A 24,229-nucleotide genomic window follows, 5' to 3' on the forward strand; every position below is an offset into this window, starting at 1 on the left:
GGGGTCGGGGCTGCGGCGGTCACGCGGGCAAGTGTGGCAGACGGTCGACGTACCGGCTGGGGGTCGCGTGTCGAGGCGGTCGAGGCGCGCGTACGTCAGGCGGGCTGGTGCGGCAGCCGGTCCCGGCCGCGTCCGCCGGATCGGCGGCCGAGGCGGATCACCGCGCCGGCGTCGTGCAGCGGCGGCGCCAGCAGGCCGGGTCCGCCACCGGCGCCGCGCTGCAGCGCGGCCAGGAGCATGCCGGCGGGCATCGGCCGGGCGAAGAGGTGGCCCTGGCCGGCGGCGCAGCCCAGCTGCCAGAGGGCCCGGCGCTGCGGCTCGCTCTCCACCCCCTCGGCCACCACGGTCAGGTCGAGGCTGCGGCCCAGATCCAGGGTGGAGCGGATGACCGCGGCCGCCTCGGCGGAGTTCTCCATGGCGGTCACGAAGCTCTTGTCGATCTTCAGCTCGTGCACGGGGATCCGGGAGAGCAGGCTCAGCGACGAGTAGCCGGTGCCGAAGTCGTCCAGGGCCAGGCGCACGCCCTCGTCGCGGAGCCGGTTGAGCACCCGGTCGACCACGTCGAGCTGGCTGAGGGTGAGCGTCTCGGTCAGCTCCAGCACCAGCTGGTCCGGAGGGAGGTCGTGGGCGCGCAGCCGGGCCAGCACCGAACCGGGGAAACGCGCGTCGAGCAGGCTGCGGGGCGAGACGTTCACCGCGACCGGTACGTCGAAGCCGGCCTCCCGCCAGGTCTTGGCGGCGATCAGGGCCTGGTCGAGGATCGCCTCGGCGAAGGCGGGCAGCAGCCCGGACCGCTCGACGGCCTCCAGGAAGCGCAGTGGGTCGATCAGCCCGTGGGTCGGGTGGTGCCAGCGGGCGAGCGCCTCGGCGCTGGTGATCTCGCCGGTGGCCAGGTCGACGATGGGCTGGAAGTTGACGGTGAACTCGTGGTCGGCGACCGCGCGGGGCAGCTCGCCGCCGAGGGTCAGCCGGTTGAGGTCGGCGGTGTCCCGGGTCGGGGCGTACGTGGAGATGCGTTGGCCGGCCCGCTTGGCCTGGTACATGGCGACGTCGGCGCGGCGCAGCAGTTCGGGCATCCCGCCGGCGGCCGGGGCGGCGGCGATCCCGCCGCTCGCCTCGATGCCGATCCGCATGCCGTCCAGGTCGATCGGCTCGTGCAGGGCGGCCAGCAGCGCCTCCGCCCGGTGCGCGGCGACCGCCGGGGCGGGCAGGCCGCGCAGGAGCACGGCGAACTCGTCACCGCCGAGCCGCGCCACCAGGTCGTCGCTCTGGGCGGCGCCGCGCAGCCGCTCGGCCACCTGCACGAGCACCTGATCGCCGGCCGCGTGGCCGAGCGTGTCGTTGATCTCCTTGAAGTGGTTGAGGTCGATCAGGACCAGGGCGGTCACACCGTCGGCGTGCCGGGTGCCGAGCTGTTCGGTGCCCTGTTCGAGCAGCTGCCGCCGGTTGGCGAGCCCGGTCAGCGCGTCGTGGCTCGCGGCGTACGCGTGCTCGTCGGCGACGCGCGCCAGCTCCGCGTACGCCTGGGCGTTGCGTACGGCGGTGCAGAGCGCCGACGCGAAGGTGCGGAGCGTGTACTGCTCCCGTTCGGAGAGTCGTACCGGGCCACGGAAGCGCAGCCGGAGCACGCCGACGTCGGCGGTGCGGTCGTGCCCCTCCAACGCGGCCGGCACCACCGTGCCGTCGATCGGGGTGGGCTCGCCGACCCGGCCGTCGTACCCGATGACGCCGTCGGCGCCGCCGCGTACCGTCCGGGCGCCCTCACGCAGTTCGATCTCCACCTCGTCGGCGGAGAAGAGCTCGGCGGCCTGAGTGACCGCGGTCGTGAGGACCTTGTCCAGGTCGACCACGTTGAGCGCGTCGGTGGCCCGGGCGAGTCGCTGCCAGGCCTGCTGCTCGGTCCGGGCCCGGATCCGGGCGGAGTAGGTGAGGTGCAGGCTGAGCACGAGCGGTGGCACGGCGAGCAGGAACCGGGGTGAGGCTTGCAGGATGAGCAGGGTGCAGACGGCGACCAGGAACCGTACGGCGAAGCCGCCGAGCCGCAGGTCGAGGTTGCTGCGGAAGTTGCGTGCGATCTTCGTGCCCGAGGCGAGCGCGATGACCGGGATCGCCAGAAGATCGTCCAGCAGCGCCGCGACCAGGTAGGCGACAGCCAGCGGCAGTACCATCCGCCAGCCGCCGGACGGTGGCCACGTCCAGTTCAAGGCCGCCAGGGCGGTCCCGGCGCCCCAGGCGACGACGACGTTCTTGCCGACTCCGAAGGCCACCTTGACCGGCGATAGGCGCAGCGACGCCAGGGCGATGCCGACCACGGTGCAGAGCACCACCCACGGCAACGGGGCGATGGCGACACCGATGACTATCGCCGTCTCGTTCCAGCTGATCGAGTGGGTCGTCGACCTGATCCGTACGCGCGCCTTGACCAGAGTGCCGACGGCGATCATGAAGGCGAGCATCACGAGGGTGGCCGCGTCGTTCACCGACGCCGGTGCGGCACTCGTCAGGGCGGGCCGCAGCGCGGTGACGACGATGACGGACGCCAGAACGACGACGAGACCGACGAGCAGCATCAGCCGCCGATCGGTCTCATTCTCGCGTCGTGGGGGAAGCGTCATACCACTCCAGGTGACTGCCTCAACCGTTCGCAGCCTACTCCCGGAGTGCCGGTAAGTCCCGTGCCCAGCCTCAGTTCCAGTCGCTGCCGCGCATGGCGTCGCTCCTTTCCTGCCGATGCCATTCCGGGACCTTTCCCGTGGAGGTCTTCGTCCCTCTGAAACGGCAGCTTAGGAGCAACTAGAGATGATTAGAAGAAATAAATGTCGGTATGCGCAACATTAGCCAAGTGGAAGGGGGTTTGTCACGGTCTGTCCATCGGTCCTGTGCGGAGCGCTGTCGACCCTTTTCGCTATGCGATTACCGTGTCGCGCAACGCTGCCGGCGCTGGTGGACAAGACCCGGACGTTGTGTCCCAAGTGTGGCGAGATGGGCTTGGCGGAATCGTTCCGACTTCGGACATCCGGCGGGCCCCTCGGCTGACCTGCGTCGCTGCCAGCCTGAACCACATTTACGTCCTCTCCGGCCCGGCCGCAATCGTCACCCGGAAAGTATCCGGACTCGATCGGCGATCATATGAACCTCAGGTCGGATTCGGATTCCCGGATGTCGGCGGCCGGGAACCGATTGGGTTCGCGGTGCAACTTTCCGGGGGCACCGTGCAACCGGAGGCGCGCCCGGGCCGGGGCCGCGGTGCGTGGAGCCGGCAATTCGGTCCAGGGCTCGGTTACGGGTGGGGAACCGGCGGATGAACTGTCGCCCTCTCGTAACCGCCGGCCACGTCCCCGCCCCAATCCGCTCGCTGTTTCCGGCCCGACCCGAACCGGGCCAGCGTGCTTCCCTCACCCGGAACGAGGCGACGCGCGCAACGGCGCGCCCCGACCGGTCGTACCCGGAAGATAGGCTCGCGTCCGTGACCGAATCCGCGCAGCTCACTCACGTCGACCCCGCCGGTGCGGCACGCATGGTCGACGTCTCCGCCAAGGCGGTGACCGGGCGCTCGGCGATTGCCGCCGGCCGGTTGCGGACGACCCCCGAGGTGATCGACCTGCTGCGGCGCGACGGCCTGCCGAAGGGCGACGCGCTCGCCGTGGGACGCCTCGCCGGCATCATGGGCGCCAAGCGCACCCCCGACCTGATCCCGCTCTGCCATCCGATCGCGTTGCACGCCGTGACCGTCGAGCTCGAGCCCACCACCGACACCGTCGAGATCACCGCCGTGGCGCGTACCGCCGACCGGACGGGCGTCGAGATGGAGGCGTTGACCGCGGTCGCCGTCGCCGGCCTCGCCCTCATCGACATGGTGAAGGCTGTCGACCCGGCGGCGTCCGTCGAGAACGTCCGCGTCCTGCGCAAGGAGGGCGGCAAGACCGGCCAGTGGGTCCGCCCGGAGGACCGGCCGTGATCCGGGCCCGGGTGGTCGTGGCCTCGAACCGGGCCGCCGCCGGCGTCTACGCCGACACCAGCGGTCCGCTGCTCGTCGCCGGCCTGCGCGAACTGGGCTGCGAGGTCGACGATCCCGTGGTGGTGCCCGACGGCGAGCCGGTGGGCGAGGCGCTGCGCGCCGCGCTCGACGACGGCGTCGACGTGGTGCTGACCAGCGGCGGCACCGGGATCACGCCGTCCGATCGGACCCCCGACGTGACTCGCGCGGTGCTCGACTACGAGATCCCCGGAATCGCCGAGGCGATCCGCGCCCACAGCCGGGACCGGGTCCCCACGGCGGCGCTCTCCCGAGGCCTGGCCGGGGTGGCCGGCCGCATGCTGGTGGTCAACCTGCCCGGCTCGACCGGCGGCGCCCGGGACGGACTGGCCGTCCTCGGGCCGATCCTCGCCCACGCCGTCGACCAGTTGCGCGGTGGTGACCACTGAGCCCGAGGTGTCGACCAGTTGCGCGGTGGCGACCGCCGGGCCCGGGGTGTCGGCCGACGGCGCGGTGGCGACCACCGAGCGCGCCGGCGCGGCGACTGCCCCGGCAGACCGGTCGTCACCCCGATAGGCTCGGCCGGTGAGTACGGAAACCGCAGCGACGGCCGACCACGCCGTCGCCTCGCCGCCGGCCGAGTGGGCAGAGGCGCGTTCCCGGGTGCACGCGGTCGGACTCGCCGCCGCGCTCCCCGTCGTCGCCCGGCCGCTCGCCGAGACCGACGGGCTGACCCTCGCCGAGCCGTTGACCGCGCGTACCGACCTTCCGGCCTTCCCCACCGCCAGCGTGGACGGTTGGGCCGTACGGGGAGCCGGGCCGTGGCGGGTCGTCGGTCGGGTGCTCGCCGGCAGCACCCCGCCGCCGCTGACCGAGGACGGCACCACCGTGGAGATCGCCACCGGCGCGATGGTGCCCGAGGGCACCGCGGCGCTGCTGCGGATCGAGGAGTCCGACCGGACGTCGGACGCCCGTGTCGTCGGCACTCCCCGCAGCGCGCCGGAGTGGCGGCAGCCGGGCGAGGAGGCGCACGCCGGGGAACAGCTCCTGCCGGCCGGCACGTCGGTGGACCCGGCGGTCATCGGCCTGGCCGCCTCCTGCGGGTACGACACGCTGCCGGTGCGGCGCGCCCCCCGCGCCGCGCTGCTCGTCTTCGGTGACGAGCTGCTGACCGCCGGCCCACCTGCGGCCGGGCGGGTCCGTGACGCGCTGGGGCCCTCGCTGCCGGCCTGGCTGCGCCGCTACGGCTGCGAGATCGGGCCCTCCGACGTGATCGGCCCGGTCGAGGACACCCTCCCCGCGCACGTCGCGGCGCTGCGTGCGGCGCTCGCCGACGCCGAGCTGGTCTGCACGACCGGCGGCACCATGCACGGCCCGGTCGACCACCTGCACCCGGCGCTCCAGGAGCTGGGCGCCGAGTACGTCGTCAACACCGTGGCGGTCCGGCCCGGGTTCCCGATGCTGCTGGCCCGGTTGACCGGGCCGGACGGGCGGGTCCGCTTCGTGGCCGGTCTGCCGGGCAACCCGCAGTCGGCGATCGTCGCGCTGGTCTCCCTGGTCGCCCCGCTGCTCGCCGGCCTTCAGGGCCGCCGGCTGCCGGAGCTGCCACAGGTGACCCTGGCCGAGCCGGTGCCGGGTCGCGGCGACTACACCCACCTGGCCCTGGTCCGCCTGGACCGCGTCGCCGGCACCGCCCATCCGGTACGGCACGTCGGGTCGGCGATGCTGCGGGGGCTGGCCGGCGCCGACGGCTTCGCCGTGATCGGACCGGGCGGCAGCGGCGAGGTGGGGAGCCGGGTTCCGGTGGTGCCGCTGCCGCTGCGCAGCGGGGAGCGTGCCGCATGACCGCGCCGGAGCTCGCCCTCGGCACGGTCACCGACCAGCCACTCGACCTGGCCGCGCACGAGGCGGCGGTCGACGACCCGCGCGCCGGGGCGGTGGTCTCCTTCCAGGGCGTCGTCCGCGACCACGACCACGGCCGTGCGGTGACCGGACTGGAGTACGAGGGGCACCCGACCGCCGAGCGGATCCTGCGCGAGGTCGCCGCCGAGATCGCCGCCGACCCCGAGGTCTACGCGGTCGCCGTGTCGCACCGCATCGGCCCCCTGGCCATCGGTGAGGCGGCCCTCGTCGCGGCGGTCAGCACGGCGCACCGGGCCGCCGCGTTCGCCGCCTGCGCCCGGCTGGTCGACGAGGTGAAGGCCCGCCTGCCGATCTGGAAGCACCAGACCTTCGCCGACGGCAGCGAGGAGTGGGTGAACTGCCCGTGACGGATCGCGTCACACGTCGGCGCTCCCTCCCCGAACGGCAGATCGGCTGCGGTCAGCGGCGGACAGGTCGGCTGCGGGCAGGTCAGTGGCGGTCCGGTGGGCAGGTCGGCTGCGGGTAGGTCAGCGGCGGGCGGCGGCGGGCTGCCGGCCCATCCGGTCGGCGTAGAAGACCGGCTCGGCACCGGGCCGCCACGGCATCGCGGCGACCAGCACGATGAGGGCCAACGCCAGGGAGTTCTCCATGAGCGCGCCGAAGAGACCGTCCTGGTAGTGCGACTCCTCCGGCAGTTGGTGCTCGTACGGCCAGATGGGCGAGACCAGGAAGAGCAGGTATAGCGCGACCGCGGCGACACCGTGGCGGAGCCCGGTCAGCGTGGGGTACCAGATCGGTGGGCGGAGACCGTTGACCCCGGGTAGCCCGGAGTACGGGCCGCTCGGCCCGGAGCGAGGGGTGAGCCCCCGGCTCGCGTCGCGGCGGCGCACGGCGGCGTCGGCCAGCACGATGATGGCCGGGATGACCCAGACCAGGTGGTGGGTCCAGGAGATCGGGCTGATCACGTTGGCGGTGAGGCCGACCAGGGTGAACGCGGTCAGCTCGTCGCCGTCGGCGTGCGACTGGGCGGCCCGGGAGAGCCCCAGCGCCAGGATCAGCACGGAGAACGAGAACCAGAGCAGCCCCGGGGTCTCGATCGAGTCGTAGAGGCGGGCCAACAGGCCGGCCAGGGACTGGTTCGGCGTCATGTCGGCGGCGCCGACCCGCTCGGTCTGCCAGAGGACGCCGCCGAAGTACGCGCGGGACTCGACGCCGACGACGGCGAAGCTGCCGACAGTGACCCCGATCGTCGTCGCGATCGCGGTCGTCGCGGCCCGCCACTGGCGGGTGATCATCAGATAGACGATGAAGAGCGCCGGCGTCAGCTTCACCGCGGTGGCCAGCCCGATGCCGACACCGGCCCAGGCCCCGCTGTAGACGAAGCGCAGCAAGGCGCCGTCCTCGGGGGCGACGTGGGTGCCGCGTCGGGAGCGCCAGCGCAGGCCGATCAGGTCGGCGATGACGAGGGCGAAGAGCAGCAGGTTGACCTGGCCGTAGCCGAGGGTCTCCCGGGCCGGCTCGATGGCGGCGGCGAGCGGTACGGCCAGGGCCACCGTGTACCACAGGGACCAGCCCAGCCGGTCCACGATCGGACGTAGCAGGCCGGCGAGCACCACCGCCATCGCGGCGAGGCTGGCCAGCGCGTTCACCATTCCGGCGGCCTCGATCGGCAGGTGCGCCATGGGGAGCATGACCAGGCCGGCGAAGGGTGGGTAGGTGAAACCGAGGGTGGTCTCGGGCGCGACGAACTCGTAGAGCTCGTGTCCGGTCGCCCACCACACCACCGCACCGTGGTAGATCTTCATGTCGAAGAAGTTGTACGGCCGTCCGAAGGCGCCGATCGCCAGCCAGGCGGCGTAGGCGACGGCGGCCACGATGCTGACCCGTACGACGATTCTGCGATCGACGCGACTCGTCACGCGTCGGACTGTGGCGAGGCGGTCCGCCCGTCTCCCGACGGTCGCCGGCATGGCGTGGCCACCCCCGTACCAAGCTCGTCCTACCCGTCCAGGTCCCGCACGGAGCCTAGAACGGCGACTCACGTTAGTGCCTCCCGCGTTATGCGACCGTGTCCGATCCCACACATGTTTTTGACATTTCCACCGCGTTAACGCCTAGCGGGCGGTTCAGGTGATTCGTGGTGTTGGGCGGGGTGCGGTGCTGTCGAGGGGAGGCATCGACGCAGGTCAGCCCGGAAGTCGGCGGGCCGTGCTCGCGGCCCGGGCGGTCACCACCCGGGCCTCCCGCCGCGCGGTGCGGACGGCTCGCTGCATCGAGCGTCGAGAGTGGCCGATCCGATGGCCCGTACGCCAGCGGAGCCCCGGCTTGCCCTGCGTGTCGGCGGCGGCGAGGAGAAGCCCGCCGAGGAGCCCGAGGTTCTTCAGGAAGTGCACCCGGTTGTTGGCCCGCGCGGCGGCGTCCTCGTTCTCCCAGAAGCGGTGCCCGGCGAGCGTCACCGGCACCAGCGTGCCGGCCAGCACCAGCGCCATCGGTCGGGTGAGCCTCCCGGTGGCGAAGAGCAGCCCGGCACCGATCTGCACCGCCCCGTTGGCCCGGATCAACGTCGCGGTGTCCGTCGGGATGCGGGGGTTGACCTGCTCGATCAGTGGCTCCACGCGGTCGGTGATCGGCTTCGCGGCCGGCACCAACCGGTCGGGATTCGTCAGGTTGCTATACCCGCTGGCCACGAAGATGCCGCTCAACATGGCGCGGGCGAGGGAGCGTACGGGTTTCATGGCTCAGTCATACCCCGTCGCGGCCCTGGCCACCCCGGCAACGGCCGATCCGGATCGGCGTACGTGCACGTCGCGCCACGCCGATTCGAGCGACCGTCGCTGATGGACCGGTCGCGGCGGGTAACCTCGCGCGGGTGACTACGCTGCGGCTTCGACCCGAGGGGCCGGCCGACACCGGCCCGGTCCGCCGGGTGCTGGCTGCGGCGTTCGCGCGTCCGGACGTGGCCGCACCGCCGGAGGTCGGGCTGGTCGACGAGCTGCGCGACAGCGACGCCTGGATCGCCGAGCTCGCCATGGTCGCCGAGTACGGCGGTGAGGTCGTCGGTTACGCGCTGCTCACCCGCGTACGGGTGAAATCCGACAGCGGCTCCGCACCGGCGCTGACCCTCGGACCGGTGGCGGTGGCCCCGCACCGGCAGAAGGTCGGGCACGGCACGGCCGTGGTACAGGCGGCGCTCGACGCGGCTACCGAACTCGGTGAGCGGCTCGTCGTGGTGCTCGGCAGCCCGGCCTACTACCGCCGCTTCGGCTTCAGCAGAGCCGACCGGATGGGCCTGACCAGCCCCTGGTCCGGGCTGGGTGAGCCGTGGCAGGCGCTGGTGCTGCCGCCGGCGACCAGTGACGCCGCCGCACCGCCGCAGGGTGAGGTGGTCTTCCCGCCGCCCTGGGCGAAGGTCTGACCGCCGCGAGACCGAGAATCCTCAGGCCGGCTGGGTGCGTAGGTAACGGCCGAAGTGGGGCACGGTGAAGGCGACGGTGCCCCGCTCGCCCGAGTAGATGAGACCCTTCTTGATCAGGGCGTCCCGGGCCGGGGAGAGGCTGGCCGGCTTGCGGCCGAGCGCCCGGGCGATCTCCGCGGTCGGCACGGCGGCGTCCATGTCGTCCCGGACCTCGCCACCCGTCTCGGCCTCGACCAGCGAGAGGGTGGCCATCGCCCGCATGTACTCGCGTTCGGCCGGGGTGGCCCGTTCGAAGCGGGACCCGAAGAAGCCGACCGCCAGCTCGGCCTCGGCCTCGGGGGCGGCGACCCGGACGTCGGCCGCGGTGATTGGGGAGCGCGGCGCATGATCCCAGGTGGCCTTCCCGTACGCCTGCACGAAGTACGGGTAGCCGCCGGACTTCTCGTAGAGCAGGTCGAGCGCCTTCGGCTCGTACTCCACCTCTTCGCGCTCGGCCGGGGCGCAGAGCGCCTGGTCGGCGGCGATCCGATCGAGCCGGTCGATCCGCTGGTAACGGAAGAGGCGCTCGGAGTACGACTTGGCGGCGCTCAGCACGGCCGGCAGGTGGGGCAGACCGGCGCCGACCACGATCAGCGGCGCGCCGATCTGGGAGAGCTCGTGACAGGCGGCGCAGAGCGCCGACACGTCCTCGGGGCCGAGATCCTGCATCTCGTCGATGAAGATGGCGACCCCGGTGCCCACGTCGCTGGCGACCGCGGCGGCATCGGCCAGTAGCTCGACCAGGTCGATCTCGATGTCGCCGGAGTCCGCCCGGCCGCTGCTGGCGGGCACGTCGATGCCCGGCTGCCAGCGGTCGCGCAGCTTCGGCGCGGAACCGCTCCGTCCGGTCGGTGCGGCGCGCATCGCGAACGCCTTGAGTACGCCGAGGAAGGCGTCGATCCGATCCGGAGCGCGGTGCCGGGGAGCCAGCTCCCGGATCGCCATGTGCAGCGCGGCGGCGATCGGGCGGCGTAGCGACTGATCCGGTCGGGCCTCGATCTTGCCGCTGCCCCAGAGACGGTTGATCGCCTGCGAGCGCAGGGTGTTGAGCAGCACCGTCTTGCCGACGCCCCGCAGGCCGGTCAGCATCAGGCTCCGTTCCGGCCGCCCGCGGGCGATGCGCTCCAGCACGATGTCGAAGACGTCCAGCTCCCGCCCCCGCCCGGCGAGTTCGGGCGGACGCTGACCGGCGCCCGGGGCGTACGGGTTGCGGACCGGATCCACGCATCGCACAGTATCGGGCCGTCTAGCGGGGAGGCTAGACATGGATAGATGAGGCTACCGGCGTGTCGAGAATCCTCGACCCAAAACTAGGGCTCTCTAGCGTTGACGCTAGAGAGCCCTAGTTTCGCCTACCGACGGCGACGCCGTCTCTCCCGCTACCGACGGCGATGCCGTCCCTTCCGCTACCGACGGCGATGCCGTCCCTTCCGCTACCGACGGCGATGCCCCAGCTCCCGCTACCGACGGCTACGCCGCGCCCGGCACCGGCGAAGGAGCCCCCCCGGCGCGCTGCTTCACCGCGCAGCCCGGCCGCTGCTTGTGGCGGTGCCCTACCGCTGCTTCAGGCAGAGGACGAAGTCGAGGGTGTCCAGCTCGCTGTCGTAGAAGTACCAGTTGGTGTAGCCCTGGACCTGGCCGCACTTCGTCTCGGCGTCCTTCTCCCCGCTCGTCGTGCCGTCGAAGCGACGCAACACCTCGTACGTGTTCGCCGCGCAGCCGGTGATCAGCAGCTTCGGCTTCCCGTTCGCGGTGCCGTCGTGGCGGACGCACTGGCCGACCTTCGCGAAGCGGGGATCCGCCGACGACTCGGGCGCCGCGGCGGTCGCCGGAGCCGTCGGGGCGGGCACGTCCGGATCGGTCGCCCGGGACGGGGCCGCGCTGGTCGGCGCGGCCACCGGTGGCGGGTCGTCCTCGTCGGCCAGGAGGTAGAACGCCGTGCCGGCGGCGAGCACGAGCAGCACGACGACCGCCGAGACCACGATCAGCGGCCCGCGGCGGCGGCGTGCCGGAACCGGCGCACCGGCGTACGGCACCGGGCCGGCGACCGGATCCCAGCCGGTCGTGGGGTCGTACGGCGGCTGGTGTCCCGCCGTGGCGGGCCTGCCGGTGGCGTAGGGCGGCTCGGCGGCGTAGCGGCCGTCGTACCGCGGCTCGTCGTACCGCGGCCCGGGCTCGGCCGGCCGCTGCGCCTCCTGGCCGTGGTACCCCGGATAAGGTCGCTGCTCGCGCCACGGGTCCGGGGGTCCGCCACCCGGTGATCCGTAGTTCGCCATGAACGCCCTCCTGGACAGTGGTGAGAGGCCGGCCACCAAGGCGGGACGCCGACACCGACGCCACCGTAGCGTGGACCGACGATGGCCTCGACTCCCTCTCGTCCGTCCCGTGTCGCCGATCCGGCGGGCGGGGCCGTGACCGCGACCCCCGCCCTGGTCTGGACCGCGCTCCTTCTGGTCTACCTGCTCTGGGGCTCCACGTACCTGGGCATCCGGATCGCGGTGGAGACGATGCCGCCGCTCGCCTCGGCGGCGGCCCGGTTCGCTGTCGCCGCGCTGGTGCTGGCGCTCGTCCTGCGGATACGCCGCGGCCCGGGAGCCCTCCGGGTCGATCGTCGGCACCTCGCCTCGGCCGGGCTGGTCGGGCTGCTGCTGCTCGCCGGCGGCAACGGGCTCGTGGTGCTCGCCGAGTCCGGGCCGCCCGGGGTCGCGTTGCCCTCGGGCATCGCCGCGCTGCTGGTCGCCACCGTGCCGCTGCTGGTGGTGCTGCTCCGCTCGGCCACCGGCGACCGGCCCCGGATCTGGACCTTCGCCGGGGTCAGCCTCGGATTCGTCGGCCTGGTCCTGCTCGTCCTGCCCGGTGGAGGCACGGACGCCGTGCCGCTGGCCGGGGCGCTCACCGTGGTCGCGGGGGCCGCCAGCTGGTCGATCGGGTCGTTCCTCTCCGGTCGCCTCCCGATGCCCGCCGACCCGTTCGTCGCCACCGTCTACGAGATGGCCGCCGGCGCGGTGGCGCTCATCCTCCTCTCGGCGGGCCGCGGCGAGCTGCGTGACTTCCACCCGGCCCAGGTGAGCGGCCGTTCCTGGCTCGCGCTCGGCTACCTGATGGTGGCCGGCTCCCTGGTCGCCTTCACGGCGTACGTCTGGCTGTTGCAGAACGCGCCGCTCTCGCTCGTCTCGACGTACGCCTACGTCAACCCGGCGGTGGCGGTGGCGCTCGGCGCGGTGCTGGCGGCCGAGCCGATCACCGGGCAGGTGCTGCTCGGCGGCGCGGTGATCGTGGCCGGAGTGGCCCTGGTGGTGAGCACCGAGCGCCCGGGTCGGCGCGCGGCGAGCAGATCGGATGCCGCACCTTCAGCCGTCGGGACCGCGCCGGAAGGGCTCCGCCGGTAGCGTCCGGCCGGTGTCCGCCGGCCCGCTGACCGTCGTCGTGCTCCTCGGGGTGCTCGCCGGATCGGCCACCCCCGCGCTCGCGGGCCGCTTCGTCGTCCCGGGCCCGCCCCCGGCGCGGGTGGCACGGCTTCGCCTCCGTCTCGCGGCGGCCGGTGGGGTGGCCTTCGGCGGGCTCGCCGCCGCCCGGGGCCACGACCCGGCGTTGCCCGTGTTCCTGGTCATCGCGGCCGTCGGCCTGGCGCTCTGCGCCGTCGACCTGGCCTGCCTCAGGCTGCCCGATCCGCTGGTGGCCACGGTGGCGGCCGCCGGCGTGCTCGGGTTGGGCGCGGTGGCAGCCGTCGGCGGCGATCCGGGCCGGCTGTCCGCGGCCCTGGCCGGCGTCGCGATCTCGCTCGCCGTGTACGTGCTGCTCGCGCTCCTCCCGGGCTCCCGGCTCGGCTTCGGCGACGTCAAGCTCGCCGCCGCGCTCGCCCTGCCACTCGGCTGGTTGGGCTGGTCGGCCCTGGCCTGGGGGCTGGCCCTACCGCACGTGCTGGGCGGGCTCTGGGCGCTCGCCCAGCTGGCCGCCGGGCGGATGCGCCGGGACACCGGCTGGCCCTTCGGTCCGGCCATCCTGGCCGGGGCCTGGCTCGCGGCGCTCCTCCCCTGAGGTCCATGGCGGGGGTTGGCCGCCCGGCCGGAGCGGTCGGGCGGCTCAGAGCAGGCGGAGCTGGCGGTCCTTCGGGCGGCGGGGCTCGGCGTCACCGAAGCGTGCGAAGAGGCCGGGGTCGATGGAGTCCAGGAAGGGCGACGGTCGGCACTCGCGTTCCGTGCCCTGACGGGTACGGCGGGCGGCATGGCTCACGTAGAGCCGGTCCTGTGCCCGGGTCAGGCCGACGAAGAAGAGTCGTCGTTCCTCTGCGACGGCGTCCTCGTCCGGAGTCGAGCCCGACCAGCGCAGCGGCAGCAGCCCGTCCTCGGCGCCGACCAGGAAGACCACCGGGAACTCCAGCCCCTTGGCGGCGTGCAGGGTGAGCAGCGTGACCGCCTCGGCCCGCGGGTCGAGCGCATCGACCTCGGCGCCGGTCGAAAGCTGCGAGAGGAAGAGCTCCAGGTCGTCGCCGCAGCGGCGGGCGAGCGGGGTGAGCAGATCGACCGCCGTCCGGACGTCCTCGGGGCGTACCGTGCCCGCGCCGTCCAGCGTCGGGGTCGCGAAGCGCTCCGCCACGACCTGGCCGGCGAGCCGTACCCGGGCGGCGAGGCCGCCGCCGAGCCCGGAGGCGTGCCGCAGCTCGCGGGCGATCGCCGCCACGCCCGGCCGGTCCCGGAGCCGGTCGTGCGAGCGCTTCTGGACCGGGATGTTCGCCCGGGTGAGCGCGTCCACGATCAGCGCTGCCTGGGAGTCGGTGCGGTAGAGCACCGCGATGTCGCCGAACGAGAGCGAGGTGGACCGGCCGTCGATCCGGCCGGAGTCCAGCGACCGGTGGGAGAGCCCGCCGACCAGCTCGTCGGTCGTACGCGCGACGAAGTCCGCCTCGTCGGCGGCGGAGGCCGCCGCGTAGCGCCCGACCAGCGGGGCCTCCGGGTCGAGGCGGGCCGGGTCCAGTCGGCGGCCCCGCACCAGCGACGACGGTGCGATCGCCTGCACGGCGGCGGCGAGGATCGGCGCCGACGAGCGGTAGTTGCGGTTCAGGCGGACCAGCCGGGCATCGGTGAAGTCCTGCGAGAAGCGCAGGAAGTAGCCGACGTCGGCGCCCCGGAACGAGTAGATGGCCTGGTCCGGGTCGCCGATCGCGCAGAGGTTGCCGTCCGGCGGGCTGAGCAGGCGTAGCAGCTCGTACTGCACCGCGTCGACGTCCTGGTACTCGTCGACGAAGATCCACCGCCAGCGGTCCCGGTAGCGCTCGACCAGCGTCCGGTCCGCCCGCAGCAGCGCCACCGGGAGGGTGAGCAGCTCGTCCAGGTCGACCAGGCCCTGCTTGCGCAGCAGCGCGGTGTACGCGGCCGCGTCGTCACCCGCCTCGACCCGGGCCGCCGCGCGGTCGGCGTCGTCGGCGATCCGGAAATCGGGCGGCAGCTCGGCCGCGGCGCTGTTCTCCCGCAGGATGGTCAGCCCGAGCGAGTGGAACGTGCCGACCGTGATGTCCTCGGCCACCGGCCCGAGCAGTCCGTCGAGGCGGTGCCGCAACTCCTCCGCCGCGCGCCGGGTGAACGTGATCGCCAGGCAGTGCTCCGGGAAGACGTTCAGCTCCGCGCAGAGGTAGGCGATCCGGTGGGTCAACGTCCGCGTCTTGCCGGTGCCCGGCCCCGCCACGATGAGCAGCGGACCACCCGGTGCGGAGGCGGCCACCCGCTGCATCGCGTCGAGCCGGTCCAGCAGCCCGGTGCCGACCTCCTCCATACCGGCGAGCATCGGCTCGAACGGCTCGTGCGGCGACGGCGGCGGGGCGATCGGCGGTGGCCTTTCCGGGCGGGCGGGCGTCGGCGGAGGTGCGCCCGGCCGGTCGCGGCGCTGTGACGTCGGGCGCGCGCGGTGGGAAAGGGTTCCCGCCGCGGGTGCCACCGTGGGTAGCCTCGCGAGCATGAGGATCGGCATTGTGGGGGCCACCGGGCAGGTTGGTGGCGTGATGCGGCAGGTGCTGGCGGAACGGAAGTTCCCGGCGGAGCAGTTGCGGTTGTTCGCCTCGGCGCGGTCCGCCGGCCGGACCCTGCCCTGGGGCGACGAGGAGATCACCGTCGAGGACGCGGCCGTGGCCGACTACTCCGGGCTGGACATCGTCCTCTTCTCGGCCGGCAAGCACACCTCCAAGGAACTCGCACCCCGGGTCGCCGGGGCCGGCGCAGTGGTGATCGACAACTCGTCGGCCTTCCGGTTGGATCCGGACGTGCCGCTGGTCGTCGCCGAGGTCAACCCGCACGCCGCTGCCGCGCGACCCAAGGGCATCATCGCCAACCCGAACTGCACCACGATGGCCGCCATGCCGGTGCTGCGTCCGCTGCACGCCGAGGCGGAGCTGGTCGGTCTGGTCGCCTCGACGTACCAGGCGGTCTCCGGTGCCGGCCTGGCCGGTGTCGCCGAACTGGACGAGCAGGTCCGCAAGGTCTCCGAGCACGCCACCGGGCTCACCTTCGACGGTTCGGCCGTCGAGTTCCCCGCGCCGCGCTCGTTCGCCGAGCCCGTCGCGTACAACGTGCTCCCGCTCGCCGGCGCGCTCGTCGACGACGGCTCGTTCGAGACCGACGAGGAGCAGAAGCTGCGCAACGAGAGCCGAAAGATCCTGGAGATCCCCGGGCTCAAGGTCTCCGGCACCTGTGTGCGGGTGCCCGTCTTCACCGGCCACTCACTTCAGATGAACGCCCGGTTCGCCCGGCCGATCACGCCGCAGCGGGCCCGGGAACTGCTCGCCGACGCCCCCGGCGTGGCGCTGACCGACGTGCCCACCCCGCTGCGGGCGGCGGGCAAGGACCCGGTCTACGTCGGGCGGATCCGGGTCGACGAGACGGTCGAGCACGGGTTGGCTTTGTTCTGCGCGAACGACAACCTGCGCAAGGGCGCCGCGCTCAACGCCGTGCAGGTCGCCGAGCTGGTCGCCGCCGAGCTCGGCTGAGCGACACCGGCCCCGGCGGCACCCACCCTGGCCTGGCCTGGCCTTGGCCCCTGGGCCGGACCGGGTGCCGGCCGGGTCGACCACCGCGGGCGTCCACCTGGGGACCATGCTTGGATGAGAAGCCCGACCAGGGCGAGGTGGAGGAAACCGTGCCGGACGAACGTACGCAGCAGGCACTGACGGACCTGATCGCCGCGCGCCGGCTGGGCGTGCTGGCGACCCTCAAGCGGGACGGCCGGCCGCAACTGTCCACCGTCATCTACTCGTTCGACCGGGAAGCGGGCCTGATCCGGGTCTCGGTGACCGGCGACCGCGCGAAGACGGCCAACCTGCGGCGTGACCCGCGGGCGACCTTCCACGTGAGCAGCGAGGACGGTTGGGCGTACGCGGTGGTCGAGGCGCGCGCCGAGCTGACCCCGGCGGCCGCCGAGCCGGGCGACGCCACGGTGGAGGAGTTGATCGAGGTCTACCGGGCGATTGAGGGCGAGCACCCCGACTGGGACGACTATCGGCGGGCCATGGTCGCCGACGCTCGCCTTGTGCTGCGCCTGCACGTCGAGCGGATCTACGGCCTGCCACCGGCTGGCTGACCCGGGCCCTGGAACGCCGCGGCGGCTTACTCTCACCCCGGGTGACCCTGCCGGGTCGCCGAAGCCGTGGCCGCCCTGGCCGGTCGCCTGAGCCGTGGAGCGGCCCGGCCCGGTCACCGGAGCCCGGGGGCGGCCCCGCCCCGCTACCCGAGCCCTCGGGCGACCCGGCCCGGTCACCCGAACCCGTGGGGCGGCCCGGCCCGCTCATCGGATACGACGCCCGGCAGTAGGGACGACCGGGACGGGTATACGGGTCGCGCCAGGGGAGGGCGTGATGCGGGCGGAGCGGGACGGCGGCGACGAGCCGGGCGACGGTGCCGAGTACGGCGTGGACGCGGTGGTGGCCGACCGGGTCGTCGGCGGCGAGATGCGGTCGGAGAACGGGCGCCTGCTTGCGTTCAGCGACGCGGTCTTCGCCATCGTCATCACGCTCCTCGTGCTCGACCTGCGCGCCCCGGAGGCGCCGCCGGGCGAACTGGCGCCCGCGCTGCTCGACCAGTGGCCGGCGTACCTCGCGTACGTCACGTCCTATCTGCTGATCGCGGTGACCTGGTACAACCACAAGGGCACGTTCCGCCAGATCCACCGCAGCGACCCGTTGCTGCACGTCACCAATCTCGGCGTGCTGTTCACGACCGCGCTGCTGCCGTTCGCCACCGCGGTCGTCTCGCGGTCGCTGCGGCACGGGGACCAGGCGGACGAGCGGATCTCCACCGCGATCTTCGGCGTGGTCGGCGTGCTGATCTCGATCAGCTGGCTCAACCTCTACCACCATGTCGTCCGGAATCCCCGGTTGCTGCGCCCCGAGGCGGCGCTACGCCGCTTCAGGCTGGAGCGCGGGCGTGGGATCTTCGGCGTGGTCGCGTTCGGAACGGCGGGTCTGGTGGGTTTCCTGGGTAGCCCGCCGGTCGCGCTCGGGATCTACCTCTTACTGCCGGTGGTCTTCGCCGTCTCCGCGACCACCGTGGGCGAGCTGCACCGCCTGCGACGTCGGGGATCCCCCGCTGAACGCTGAACGCTGAACGCTGAGCGCCGAGCGCCGACCGAACGACGACCGGCCGGTGTTACCCCGGCGGGAGCGGCGGGTAGACCGCCGGTGCCGACACCGAGAGGGGGCACCATGACAACGGTCGGAGAGTTCATGACGACCCGGTTGGTGACGATGGACGGCAGCGACACACTCACCGCCGCGGCGCAGGAGATGCGTGACATGGCGATCGGCGACGTGGTGGTCACCGATGGCGACAACGTGGTCGGCATCGTGACGGACCGGGACATCACGGTCCGTGCCGTGGCGGAGAACATGAATCCCGCGACGACCCGGCTCAACGAGATCACCACCAAGGACGTGATCACGGTGAGCCAGTACGACGACGCGGTCGCCGCCGCGGACCTGATGCGTACCTACGCGGTGCGACGACTGCCCGTCGTCGAGGACGGCCGGCTGATCGGCCTCGTCTCGATGGGCGACCTGGCCGTGGAGCGCGAGCCCCAGTCGGTGCTCGCCGACATCAGCGCCGACGACCCGAACAACTGACGTCCGCCGCGGGCGTGCGCCGGCCTCCCGGGAATCCGGGAGGCCGGCGTGTCGTGTCCGTCGCCGCGAGACGTGCCCGGCGCGGCTCACCCCATCCGGGCGAGGTTGACGGCTCACCGGACGGGCACCCGTGCTCGGACGCCGAACGGCCGGCGCCCCGAGGGCCGGAGACCACCCGACCGGGCGGAGGCCAGGTGCGACGGACCGCGGGAGGAGGGGACCCTTGGACGCCACCACGAGGTTCTTCGAGGAGATCGACCGGCGAGGGTACGAGCCGAGGCTCGCCAAGACCGCCGGCACCATGCGGGTGGACCTGCAGGAGGGACCGCACACCACGCACTGGTTCCTGAGGATCGAGCACGGCCAGATCGCGGTGACCCGGGAGAACCAGGAGGCCGACACGGTGATCGGCACCAGCCCGGGGCTCTTCGAGGACATCGCGGCCGGGCGCGAGCACGGGATCGCGGCGATCCTGCGCGGCGACATGACGGTCTCCGGCGACGCGCGCCTGCTGGTGCAGGTGGAGCGGATCTTCCCCGGCGACCCGGATGCCCGTGGGCCCCGCCGGAAGTTCGAGCGGGAGGTGCGGTGATGGCTTCGAACGGCACGATCCGGATCCTGGACGGCAACACCTTCGTGGTCTCGGAGGACACCGGGGACATCGAGGCGACGCCGAGCGAACCGACCGGGCTCTTCTCACTCGACACGCGGTTCCTGTCGAAGTGGGTGCTGACCGTCAACGGTGAGCGGCTCAACGCGCTCTCCTTCGACGACCTCCAGTACTACGAGGCGCGGTTCTTCCTGGTGCCGGGCATGGCGACCCACTACATCGACGCGAAACTGTCGATCATCCGGGAGCGGGCCGTCGGCGGCAGCTTCCGGGAACAGATCATCATCCTGAACCACGACGAGAAGCCCGTCGACCTGGAGATCCGGATCGACGCCGGCTCCGACTTCGCCGACCTGTTCCAGGTCAAGGACGAGATTCTGAACAAGAAGGGCGAAATCTACAGCGAGGTTGAGGCCGACTGCCTCCGGCTCGGCTACCGCCGCGGCAACTTCGTCCGGGAGACCGCGATCGTCTCCTCCGCCCCCGCCCGGTACGACCGGGAGGGGTTCGCCTACTCCATTCACCTGGAACCGAACGAGCAGTGGGAGACCCGCATCGACGTCCACACCACGGCGGTCGGGCCGGGCGGGCGCGACCTGCGGCTGGGCGTGAGCACGCACAGCGCGGAACGGCTGGCGCTGCAGCACGACCTGGAGAAGTGGATCAACGACGCGCCCAAGCTGAACAGCCAGCACGAGGCGCTCGCCTCGACGTACCGGCGCAGCCTGGTCGACCTGGCGGCGCTGCGCTTCTCACCGCTCTCCCTCGGCGGGGCGACGCTGCCCGCCGCCGGTCTGCCGTGGTTCATGACCATGTTCGGCCGGGACAGCATCCTGACCTGCCTGCAGACGTTGCCGTTCACCCCGGCGCTGTCGAAGACCACGCTGCGGATCCTGGCGTCGCTGCAGGGCGCCCGGTTCGACGACTTCCGCGACGAGGATCCCGGCCGGATCCTGCACGAGATGCGGTACGGCGAGACCGCGGCCTTCGAGGAGCAACCGCACTCGCCGTACTACGGGTCGGTGGACGCCACCCCGCTCTTCGTGGTCCTGCTCGACGAGTACGAGCGGTGGACCGGGGACGCCGCGCTGGTCAAGGAGCTGGAACAGGAGTCGCGGGCCGCGCTGCGGTGGATCGACGAGTACGCGGACCTGGTCGGCACCGGCTACATCTGGTACGAGCGGCGCAACACCGACACCGGCCTGGAGAACCAGTGCTGGAAGGACTCCTGGGACTCGATCTCCTACTCGGACGGCAAGCTGCCGCCGTTCCCCCGGGCCACCTGCGAGGTGCAGGGGTACGCGTACGACGCGAAGGTCCGCGGGGCGCGCCTGGCCCGGGAGTTCTGGAACGACCCGGCGTACGCCGACCAGCTAGAGCAGGAGGCGAGGCAGCTGAAGGAGCGGTTCAACCGCGACTTCTGGGTCGAGGACGGCGAGTACTTCGCGCTCGCGCTCGACCCCGACGGACGCCAGTGCGACGTGTTGAGCTCGAACATCGGCCACCTGCTCTGGAGCGGCATCGTCTCCCACGAGCGGGCCGAGAAGATCGCCCAGCATCTGGTGGGTCCGCGGCTCTTCTCCGGCTGGGGCGTGCGTACCCTCGCCGAGGGGGAGATCCGCTACAACCCGATCGGCTACCACAACGGCACGATCTGGCCGTTCGACAACTCCTTCATCGCCTGGGGTCTGCGCCGGTACGACTTCGCCGAGGAGGCGGCCATCATCGCCAGCGGCATCCTGGACGCGGCGACGTACTTCAGCGGCCGGCTGCCGGAGGCGTTCGGCGGATACCAGCGGGAGCTCACCAAGTTCCCGGTGGAGTACCCCACCGCGTGCAGCCCGCAGGCGTGGTCGACCGGGACGCCGTTGCTGCTGCTGCGGACCATGCTCGGGCTGGAACCGCACGAGGGGCACCTCTCGGTGGATCCGCGCCTGCCGGTCGGCATGGGCCGGATCGAGGTGCTGGACATCCCGGGTCGTTGGGGCCGGGTGGACGCCTTCGCCCGTGGCCGGCTGGAGGTGCACAACCTGATCGACTGACCGCCCGCGGCGCCGCCGCCACACCTCGATGCCTCACCGGTTCGGCCCTCGGCAGGACGGCCGGTTCAGCCCGGAGGCAGGGCGGCCGGGTCGGCCCTCCGGCAGGACGGCCGGTTCAGCCCGGGGGCAGGACGGTGTCGAGGAAGGCGGCGGTCACCGCGTGCAGGTCGGGCCGGTCCAGGGCGAGCGCGTGGCCGCCGTGGGTGAGCCAGCTGTGCACCGGATGCCCGGCGGCCAGCAGCGCCCCGGTGAGCCCCACGACCTGACTCGCCGGCACCGACCGGTCGTCGGCGCCCTGAACCAGCAGCACCGGCACCGCGTTCCCGACGTGGGTGGTGACCGTCGCGTCGACGGTCGCCGGGTCGCCGGGTGCGGGCGGATGGCCGAGCAGGTCCGCCCACGGGTCGTCGCCGGCGCGCAGCCGCCGCCAGTCCGCGCCGAGCGGGTCCACCGGCGCCCAGTACGACAGCACACCCGCGACGTCGTCCGGGCGGTCCACCCCGCGCAACGCGAGCTGCAGGGCGAGCATCCCACCGGCCGAGTCCCCCGCCACCAGCAGCGGCAGGCCGTCCGCCTCGGCCCGGGCCCGTCGGGCTGCGGCCCGGACGTCCTCCAGCTGGGCCGGCCAGCGCGCCTCGTGCACGAACCGGTAGTCGGCCGGGACCACCCGCAGTCCGTGCGCGGCCAGCGCGGCGCCGTCCTCGGTCGCTCGGCGCGCCAACCGCCGCCGTGGATCCAGAGCAGTACGCCGCGTTCGGTCATGCCCGCCATGCTGCTGTGCCGGCCGGCCGACGACCAGCTTCTTCGCTCTCGGCAGAAGATCCACGGCCGGGCGGCCGGGCCGCGGCGCCGACCGGACCAGGGGCGCCTCGGGCACCCCGGCGGCCGGATCGTTCCGCATCGGGGCATGATGGTGTCTGCCGTCGCGGCTCCCGCCCGGCCAGGATTCTTCCCATGAACAGAGCAGCCCTCGTCGTGATCGACGTCCAGGAGTCCTTCCGCCAGCGCCCGATCTGGGCGTACGGCTCGAACCCCGACCTCGTCGGCCAGGTGAACCGGCTGGTGGCCGCCGCCCGCGAGCGGGGTGACCTGGTGCTCTGGGTCCTGCACGCCGAGCCCGGCACCGGCGGCGTCTTCGACCCGGCCCTCGGGCACGTCCGGCTGATCGACGGGTTGGCGGTGGCCGACGGTGAGCCGACGCTGGTGAAGACCGCGCACAACGCCTTCACCACCACCAACCTCCAGCAGCTGCTCACGCTCGCCGGGGTCCGCGACGTCACCGTCTGCGGGATCCGCACCGAACAGTGCGTGGAGACCACCACCCGGGTCGGCGCCGACCTCGGCTACCGGATGACGTTCGTGACCGACGCGACGATGACCTTCCCGATCCCGCACCGGGACCTCCCGGAGACGGCCGGCCCGGCGGAGATCCTCGCCGACCCGCGCACCCTCACGAACGACGAGATCATCCGCCGCACCGAGTACGTGCTGGCCGGCCGGTTCGCCACCGTTCGCACGGTGGACGAGGTGACCGGAGCGGCCCTCGCCCGGGCGCGGAGCTGACGGTGACCCGGGTCGTCTTCCTGCTCGTCCCGCAGCTGCACCTGCTGGATCTCGCCGGACCGGCCCAGGTCTTCTCCAGCGCCGCCGACCTCGGCCACGACTACGAGCTGCACTACGTGGCCGAGCGGGAACAGGTGCCCACCGTGCAGGGGGTGCCGCTGGTCGCCCGTACCCGATGGCCCGACCTCACCCCCGACGACCTGCTGATGGTGCCCGGTTGGCGGCCCGGCGCGCACGGGCCGGCGGGCCCGGTCGGCCCGGACGACTTGCGCCGGCTCGCCGCGCACCACGCGGCCGGCGGCACCGTGGCCAGCGTCTGCGCCGGCGCGTACGCCCTCGGCCGAGCCGGCCTGCTCGACGGCCGCCGCTGCACCACCCACCACGACGTGCAGGAGGACCTGGCCCGCCGGCATCCGGCGGCGCGGGTGATCCGGGACGTGCTCTACGTGGTCGACGACCGGGTGGTCACCTCCGCCGGGATCGCCAGCGGCATCGACGTCGCGCTGCACCTGGTGGCCGTCCGGCACGGCCCCGCCGCCGCCGCCGACGTCGCCCGCGAGCTGGTGGTGTACGCCCGCCGCAACGGCCTCGAACAGCAGGCCAGCGTGATGCTGCGACACCGCTCGCACGTCTCCGACGCGGTGCACCGGGTACAGGACCTGATCGACCGCCGCTACGCCGAACGGCTGCCGCTGGCGGACCTGGCCGCCGCCGGCGGCGTCGCCGAGCGGACGCTGACCCGCCTGTTCCGGCAGGCCACCGGCCTCACCCCGCTCGGCTACCAGCAACTCCTGCGAGTCGAACGGGCGGAGCACCTGATCGGGCACGGCGCGACGGTGGAGGCGGCCGCCCGGACCGTCGGCTTCACCGATGCCCGAATGCTGCGTCGCCTGCGCGCCCGGACGGGCCGGGCACCGGACCCGCGGCCCGCCGGTAGTAGTCGTCCCGGGACCGGAACTCGACCGGCAGCGACCCGGGCAGGGTGATCCGGGCCTCCCCGACGAGCCGCCCCGCCGACCGCAGTGCCAGCACGTCGCGTTCCTGCGGGGAGAGGTCGACGAGCTGGGGCCGGCCCAACCGGAAGGCGGCCACCGCCCGGCACACCTGGCGGGCCAGCTTGGCGATCTCGTCGGGCGGGCCGCCCAGCGCGAGGGCCGGCTGCTGGATGGTCCGCAGCGCGTCGCAGACGATCAGCAGCCGGGCCGGGTCGTCCGGGTCGGCCGGCGCCAGCTCCAGGCGGGACGGCCACTGCCAGCGGATCTGCCCGCTGAGCAGGCCGGACAGCCGGACCGGCGGGCGGTGCCGGGCGATGCCGACGGCCCGCCCGCCGGCGAGCACCGCGAGCTGCGAGCCCTCACCCACCCAGACGATCCGCTGATCCGTGAGGGTCACGGTCACCGGGCCGGGCAGCGTCCACACCCGCCGGACCTCGGTCGGCCCGAGTAGATGCCCCGACACCTCCACCCGGTGCCGCCAGAGCACCTGCTCGCCCAGGGCCGGCACCAGCTCGTACCGGCGGTCGAGCAACGGACCCATCTCATCGTCCGGCGCATCGAACCGGTGCGGACCGATGAAGAAGGGCGACGTGTCACCCTGCATCGTCACGACCTCCCACAGA

At 73.1% G+C, this 24,229-nt stretch carries 21 protein-coding genes and 2 pseudogenes; 15 read left to right on the forward strand and 8 right to left on the reverse strand.

Going from position 1 to position 24,229, the window contains the following annotated elements; genetic code table 11:
* Window positions 1-95: 95 nt before the first annotated feature.
* Window positions 96-2,615 carry a bifunctional diguanylate cyclase/phosphodiesterase gene (locus tag E1211_RS10170; RefSeq protein ID WP_132347783.1) on the reverse strand — a complete coding sequence of 840 codons (2,520 nt, stop codon included), beginning with the start codon at window positions 2,613-2,615 and terminating at the stop codon, window positions 96-98.
* A gap of 851 nt (window positions 2,616-3,466) precedes the next feature.
* Here E1211_RS10170 and moaC point away from each other — a divergent pair.
* The 4 genes from moaC to E1211_RS10190 all read left to right on the forward strand — a co-directional run bounded on the left by moaC (window position 3,467) and on the right by E1211_RS10190 (window position 6,246).
* Window positions 3,467-3,958: a cyclic pyranopterin monophosphate synthase MoaC gene (gene moaC / locus E1211_RS10175; RefSeq protein ID WP_132347785.1), complete on the forward strand. Its 492-nt coding sequence runs from the start codon at window positions 3,467-3,469 to the stop codon at window positions 3,956-3,958.
* Window positions 3,955-4,425, forward strand: a complete 471-nt coding sequence (locus E1211_RS10180) for a molybdenum cofactor biosynthesis protein B (RefSeq protein WP_132347788.1) — start codon at window positions 3,955-3,957, stop codon at window positions 4,423-4,425. The genes moaC and E1211_RS10180 overlap by 4 nt, the downstream gene beginning before the upstream one ends.
* 136 nt (window positions 4,426-4,561) lie before the next feature.
* Window positions 4,562-5,821, forward strand: coding sequence for a molybdopterin molybdotransferase MoeA (locus E1211_RS10185; protein WP_132347790.1), 1,260 nt, complete (start codon window positions 4,562-4,564; stop codon window positions 5,819-5,821).
* Window positions 5,818-6,246 carry a molybdenum cofactor biosynthesis protein MoaE gene (locus E1211_RS10190; RefSeq protein WP_132347792.1) on the forward strand — a complete coding sequence of 143 codons (429 nt, stop codon included), beginning with the start codon at window positions 5,818-5,820 and terminating at the stop codon, window positions 6,244-6,246. The genes E1211_RS10185 and E1211_RS10190 overlap by 4 nt, the downstream gene beginning before the upstream one ends.
* A 120-nt stretch (window positions 6,247-6,366) precedes the next feature.
* Here E1211_RS10190 and E1211_RS10195 read toward each other — a convergent pair whose 3' ends face one another.
* Both E1211_RS10195 and E1211_RS10200 read right to left on the reverse strand, forming a co-directional pair.
* Window positions 6,367-7,809, reverse strand: coding sequence for a glycosyltransferase 87 family protein (locus E1211_RS10195; protein WP_132347794.1), 1,443 nt, complete (start codon window positions 7,807-7,809; stop codon window positions 6,367-6,369).
* Window positions 7,810-8,025: 216 nt separating this feature from the next.
* Window positions 8,026-8,574 carry a DoxX family protein gene (locus E1211_RS10200; RefSeq protein WP_132347796.1) on the reverse strand — a complete coding sequence of 183 codons (549 nt, stop codon included), beginning with the start codon at window positions 8,572-8,574 and terminating at the stop codon, window positions 8,026-8,028.
* 134 nt (window positions 8,575-8,708) lie between these two features.
* On the opposite strand from E1211_RS10200, the gene E1211_RS10205 reads away from it, so the two are divergent.
* Window positions 8,709-9,254 (forward strand): GNAT family N-acetyltransferase, encoded by a 546-nt coding sequence (locus tag E1211_RS10205; RefSeq protein WP_132347798.1) that lies wholly within the window; start codon window positions 8,709-8,711, stop codon window positions 9,252-9,254.
* A 21-nt stretch (window positions 9,255-9,275) separates the two neighbouring features.
* Here the strand turns inward: E1211_RS10205 and E1211_RS10210 are convergent, their stop codons facing one another.
* Complete coding sequence (locus E1211_RS10210; protein WP_132347800.1) at window positions 9,276-10,517, reverse strand: ATP-binding protein; 1,242 nt, start codon at window positions 10,515-10,517, stop codon at window positions 9,276-9,278.
* A 329-nt stretch (window positions 10,518-10,846) separates the two neighbouring features.
* A complete protein-coding gene (locus E1211_RS10220; protein ID WP_132347847.1) occupies window positions 10,847-11,329 on the reverse strand; it encodes a hypothetical protein in 483 nt (160 codons plus the stop codon).
* Window positions 11,330-11,704: 375 nt separating this feature from the next.
* Here E1211_RS10220 and E1211_RS10225 point away from each other — a divergent pair, with 375 nt between their 5' ends.
* Both E1211_RS10225 and E1211_RS10230 read left to right on the forward strand, forming a co-directional pair.
* Entirely contained in the window at window positions 11,705-12,682 is a 978-nt protein-coding gene (locus E1211_RS10225; protein ID WP_243709478.1) for an EamA family transporter, read from the forward strand.
* Between the two features lie 10 nt (window positions 12,683-12,692).
* Window positions 12,693-13,331: an A24 family peptidase gene (locus E1211_RS10230; RefSeq protein WP_132347805.1), complete on the forward strand. Its 639-nt coding sequence runs from the start codon at window positions 12,693-12,695 to the stop codon at window positions 13,329-13,331.
* 45 nt (window positions 13,332-13,376) lie between these two features.
* Here the strand turns inward: E1211_RS10230 and E1211_RS10235 are convergent.
* Window positions 13,377-15,125 (reverse strand): annotated as a pseudogene (locus E1211_RS10235) (ATP-dependent helicase); the annotation flags it as partial.
* A gap of 118 nt (window positions 15,126-15,243) precedes the next feature.
* On the opposite strand from E1211_RS10235, the gene E1211_RS10240 reads away from it, so the two are divergent.
* The 6 genes from E1211_RS10240 to E1211_RS10265 all read left to right on the forward strand — a co-directional run bounded on the left by E1211_RS10240 (window position 15,244) and on the right by E1211_RS10265 (window position 21,048).
* Window positions 15,244-16,269 (forward strand): aspartate-semialdehyde dehydrogenase, encoded by a 1,026-nt coding sequence (locus E1211_RS10240; protein WP_132347807.1) that lies wholly within the window; start codon window positions 15,244-15,246, stop codon window positions 16,267-16,269.
* A 176-nt stretch (window positions 16,270-16,445) separates the two neighbouring features.
* Entirely contained in the window at window positions 16,446-16,859 is a 414-nt protein-coding gene (locus E1211_RS10245; protein WP_371686142.1) for a PPOX class F420-dependent oxidoreductase, read from the forward strand.
* 274 nt (window positions 16,860-17,133) lie between these two features.
* Window positions 17,134-17,874, forward strand: a complete 741-nt coding sequence (locus E1211_RS10250) for a TMEM175 family protein (RefSeq protein ID WP_243709479.1) — start codon at window positions 17,134-17,136, stop codon at window positions 17,872-17,874.
* A gap of 105 nt (window positions 17,875-17,979) precedes the next feature.
* Complete coding sequence (locus tag E1211_RS10255; protein WP_132347809.1) at window positions 17,980-18,396, forward strand: CBS domain-containing protein; 417 nt, start codon at window positions 17,980-17,982, stop codon at window positions 18,394-18,396.
* A gap of 223 nt (window positions 18,397-18,619) precedes the next feature.
* A complete protein-coding gene (locus E1211_RS10260) occupies window positions 18,620-18,988 on the forward strand; it encodes an SCP2 sterol-binding domain-containing protein (protein WP_132347811.1) in 369 nt (122 codons plus the stop codon).
* Window positions 18,988-21,048 (forward strand): glycogen debranching N-terminal domain-containing protein, encoded by a 2,061-nt coding sequence (locus tag E1211_RS10265; RefSeq protein ID WP_132347813.1) that lies wholly within the window; start codon window positions 18,988-18,990, stop codon window positions 21,046-21,048. The genes E1211_RS10260 and E1211_RS10265 overlap by 1 nt, the downstream gene beginning before the upstream one ends.
* Window positions 21,049-21,163: 115 nt before the next feature.
* On the opposite strand, the gene E1211_RS10270 is transcribed toward E1211_RS10265, so the two are convergent.
* The gene (locus E1211_RS10270; RefSeq protein ID WP_243709480.1) at window positions 21,164-21,949 is read right to left on the reverse strand and encodes a S9 family peptidase; all 786 of its coding nucleotides are present in this window, start codon (window positions 21,947-21,949) and stop codon (window positions 21,164-21,166) included.
* Between the two features lie 53 nt (window positions 21,950-22,002).
* On the opposite strand from E1211_RS10270, the gene E1211_RS10275 reads away from it, so the two are divergent.
* Window positions 22,003-22,611, forward strand: coding sequence for an isochorismatase family protein (locus E1211_RS10275; RefSeq protein ID WP_132347815.1), 609 nt, complete (start codon window positions 22,003-22,005; stop codon window positions 22,609-22,611).
* A 2-nt stretch (window positions 22,612-22,613) separates the two neighbouring features.
* Window positions 22,614-23,468: pseudogene (locus E1211_RS10280) on the forward strand (GlxA family transcriptional regulator); the annotation flags it as partial.
* 7 nt (window positions 23,469-23,475) lie between these two features.
* Here E1211_RS10280 and E1211_RS33880 read toward each other — a convergent pair.
* Window positions 23,476-24,210, reverse strand: coding sequence for a hypothetical protein (locus E1211_RS33880; protein WP_371686141.1), 735 nt, complete (start codon window positions 24,208-24,210; stop codon window positions 23,476-23,478).
* Window positions 24,211-24,229: the final 19 nt, after the last annotated feature.

This window comes from Micromonospora sp. 15K316 (genome assembly GCF_004348525.1).
GTDB lineage: Bacteria > Actinomycetota > Actinomycetes > Mycobacteriales > Micromonosporaceae > Micromonospora.

Bases quoted from the DNA above. Each gene is read 5' to 3' on its own strand.
- E1211_RS10170 (WP_132347783.1), bottom strand. From the start codon at position 2,615: ATGACGCTTCCCCCACGACGCGAGAATGAGACCGATCGGCGGCTGATG.
- E1211_RS10190 (WP_132347792.1), top strand. From the start codon at position 5,818: ATGACCGCGCCGGAGCTCGCCCTCGGCACGGTCACCGACCAGCCACTC.
- E1211_RS10195 (WP_132347794.1), bottom strand. From the start codon at position 7,809: ATGCCGGCGACCGTCGGGAGACGGGCGGACCGCCTCGCCACAGTCCGA.
- E1211_RS10200 (WP_132347796.1), bottom strand. From the start codon at position 8,574: ATGAAACCCGTACGCTCCCTCGCCCGCGCCATGTTGAGCGGCATCTTC.
- E1211_RS10240 (WP_132347807.1), top strand. From the start codon at position 15,244: ATGAGGATCGGCATTGTGGGGGCCACCGGGCAGGTTGGTGGCGTGATG.
- E1211_RS10250 (WP_243709479.1), top strand. From the start codon at position 17,134: ATGCGGGCGGAGCGGGACGGCGGCGACGAGCCGGGCGACGGTGCCGAG.
- E1211_RS10255 (WP_132347809.1), top strand. From the start codon at position 17,980: ATGACAACGGTCGGAGAGTTCATGACGACCCGGTTGGTGACGATGGAC.
- E1211_RS10265 (WP_132347813.1), top strand. From the start codon at position 18,988: ATGGCTTCGAACGGCACGATCCGGATCCTGGACGGCAACACCTTCGTG.
- E1211_RS10270 (WP_243709480.1), bottom strand. From the start codon at position 21,949: ATGCGGAACGATCCGGCCGCCGGGGTGCCCGAGGCGCCCCTGGTCCGG.
- E1211_RS10275 (WP_132347815.1), top strand. From the start codon at position 22,003: ATGAACAGAGCAGCCCTCGTCGTGATCGACGTCCAGGAGTCCTTCCGC.
- E1211_RS33880 (WP_371686141.1), bottom strand. From the start codon at position 24,210: ATGCAGGGTGACACGTCGCCCTTCTTCATCGGTCCGCACCGGTTCGAT.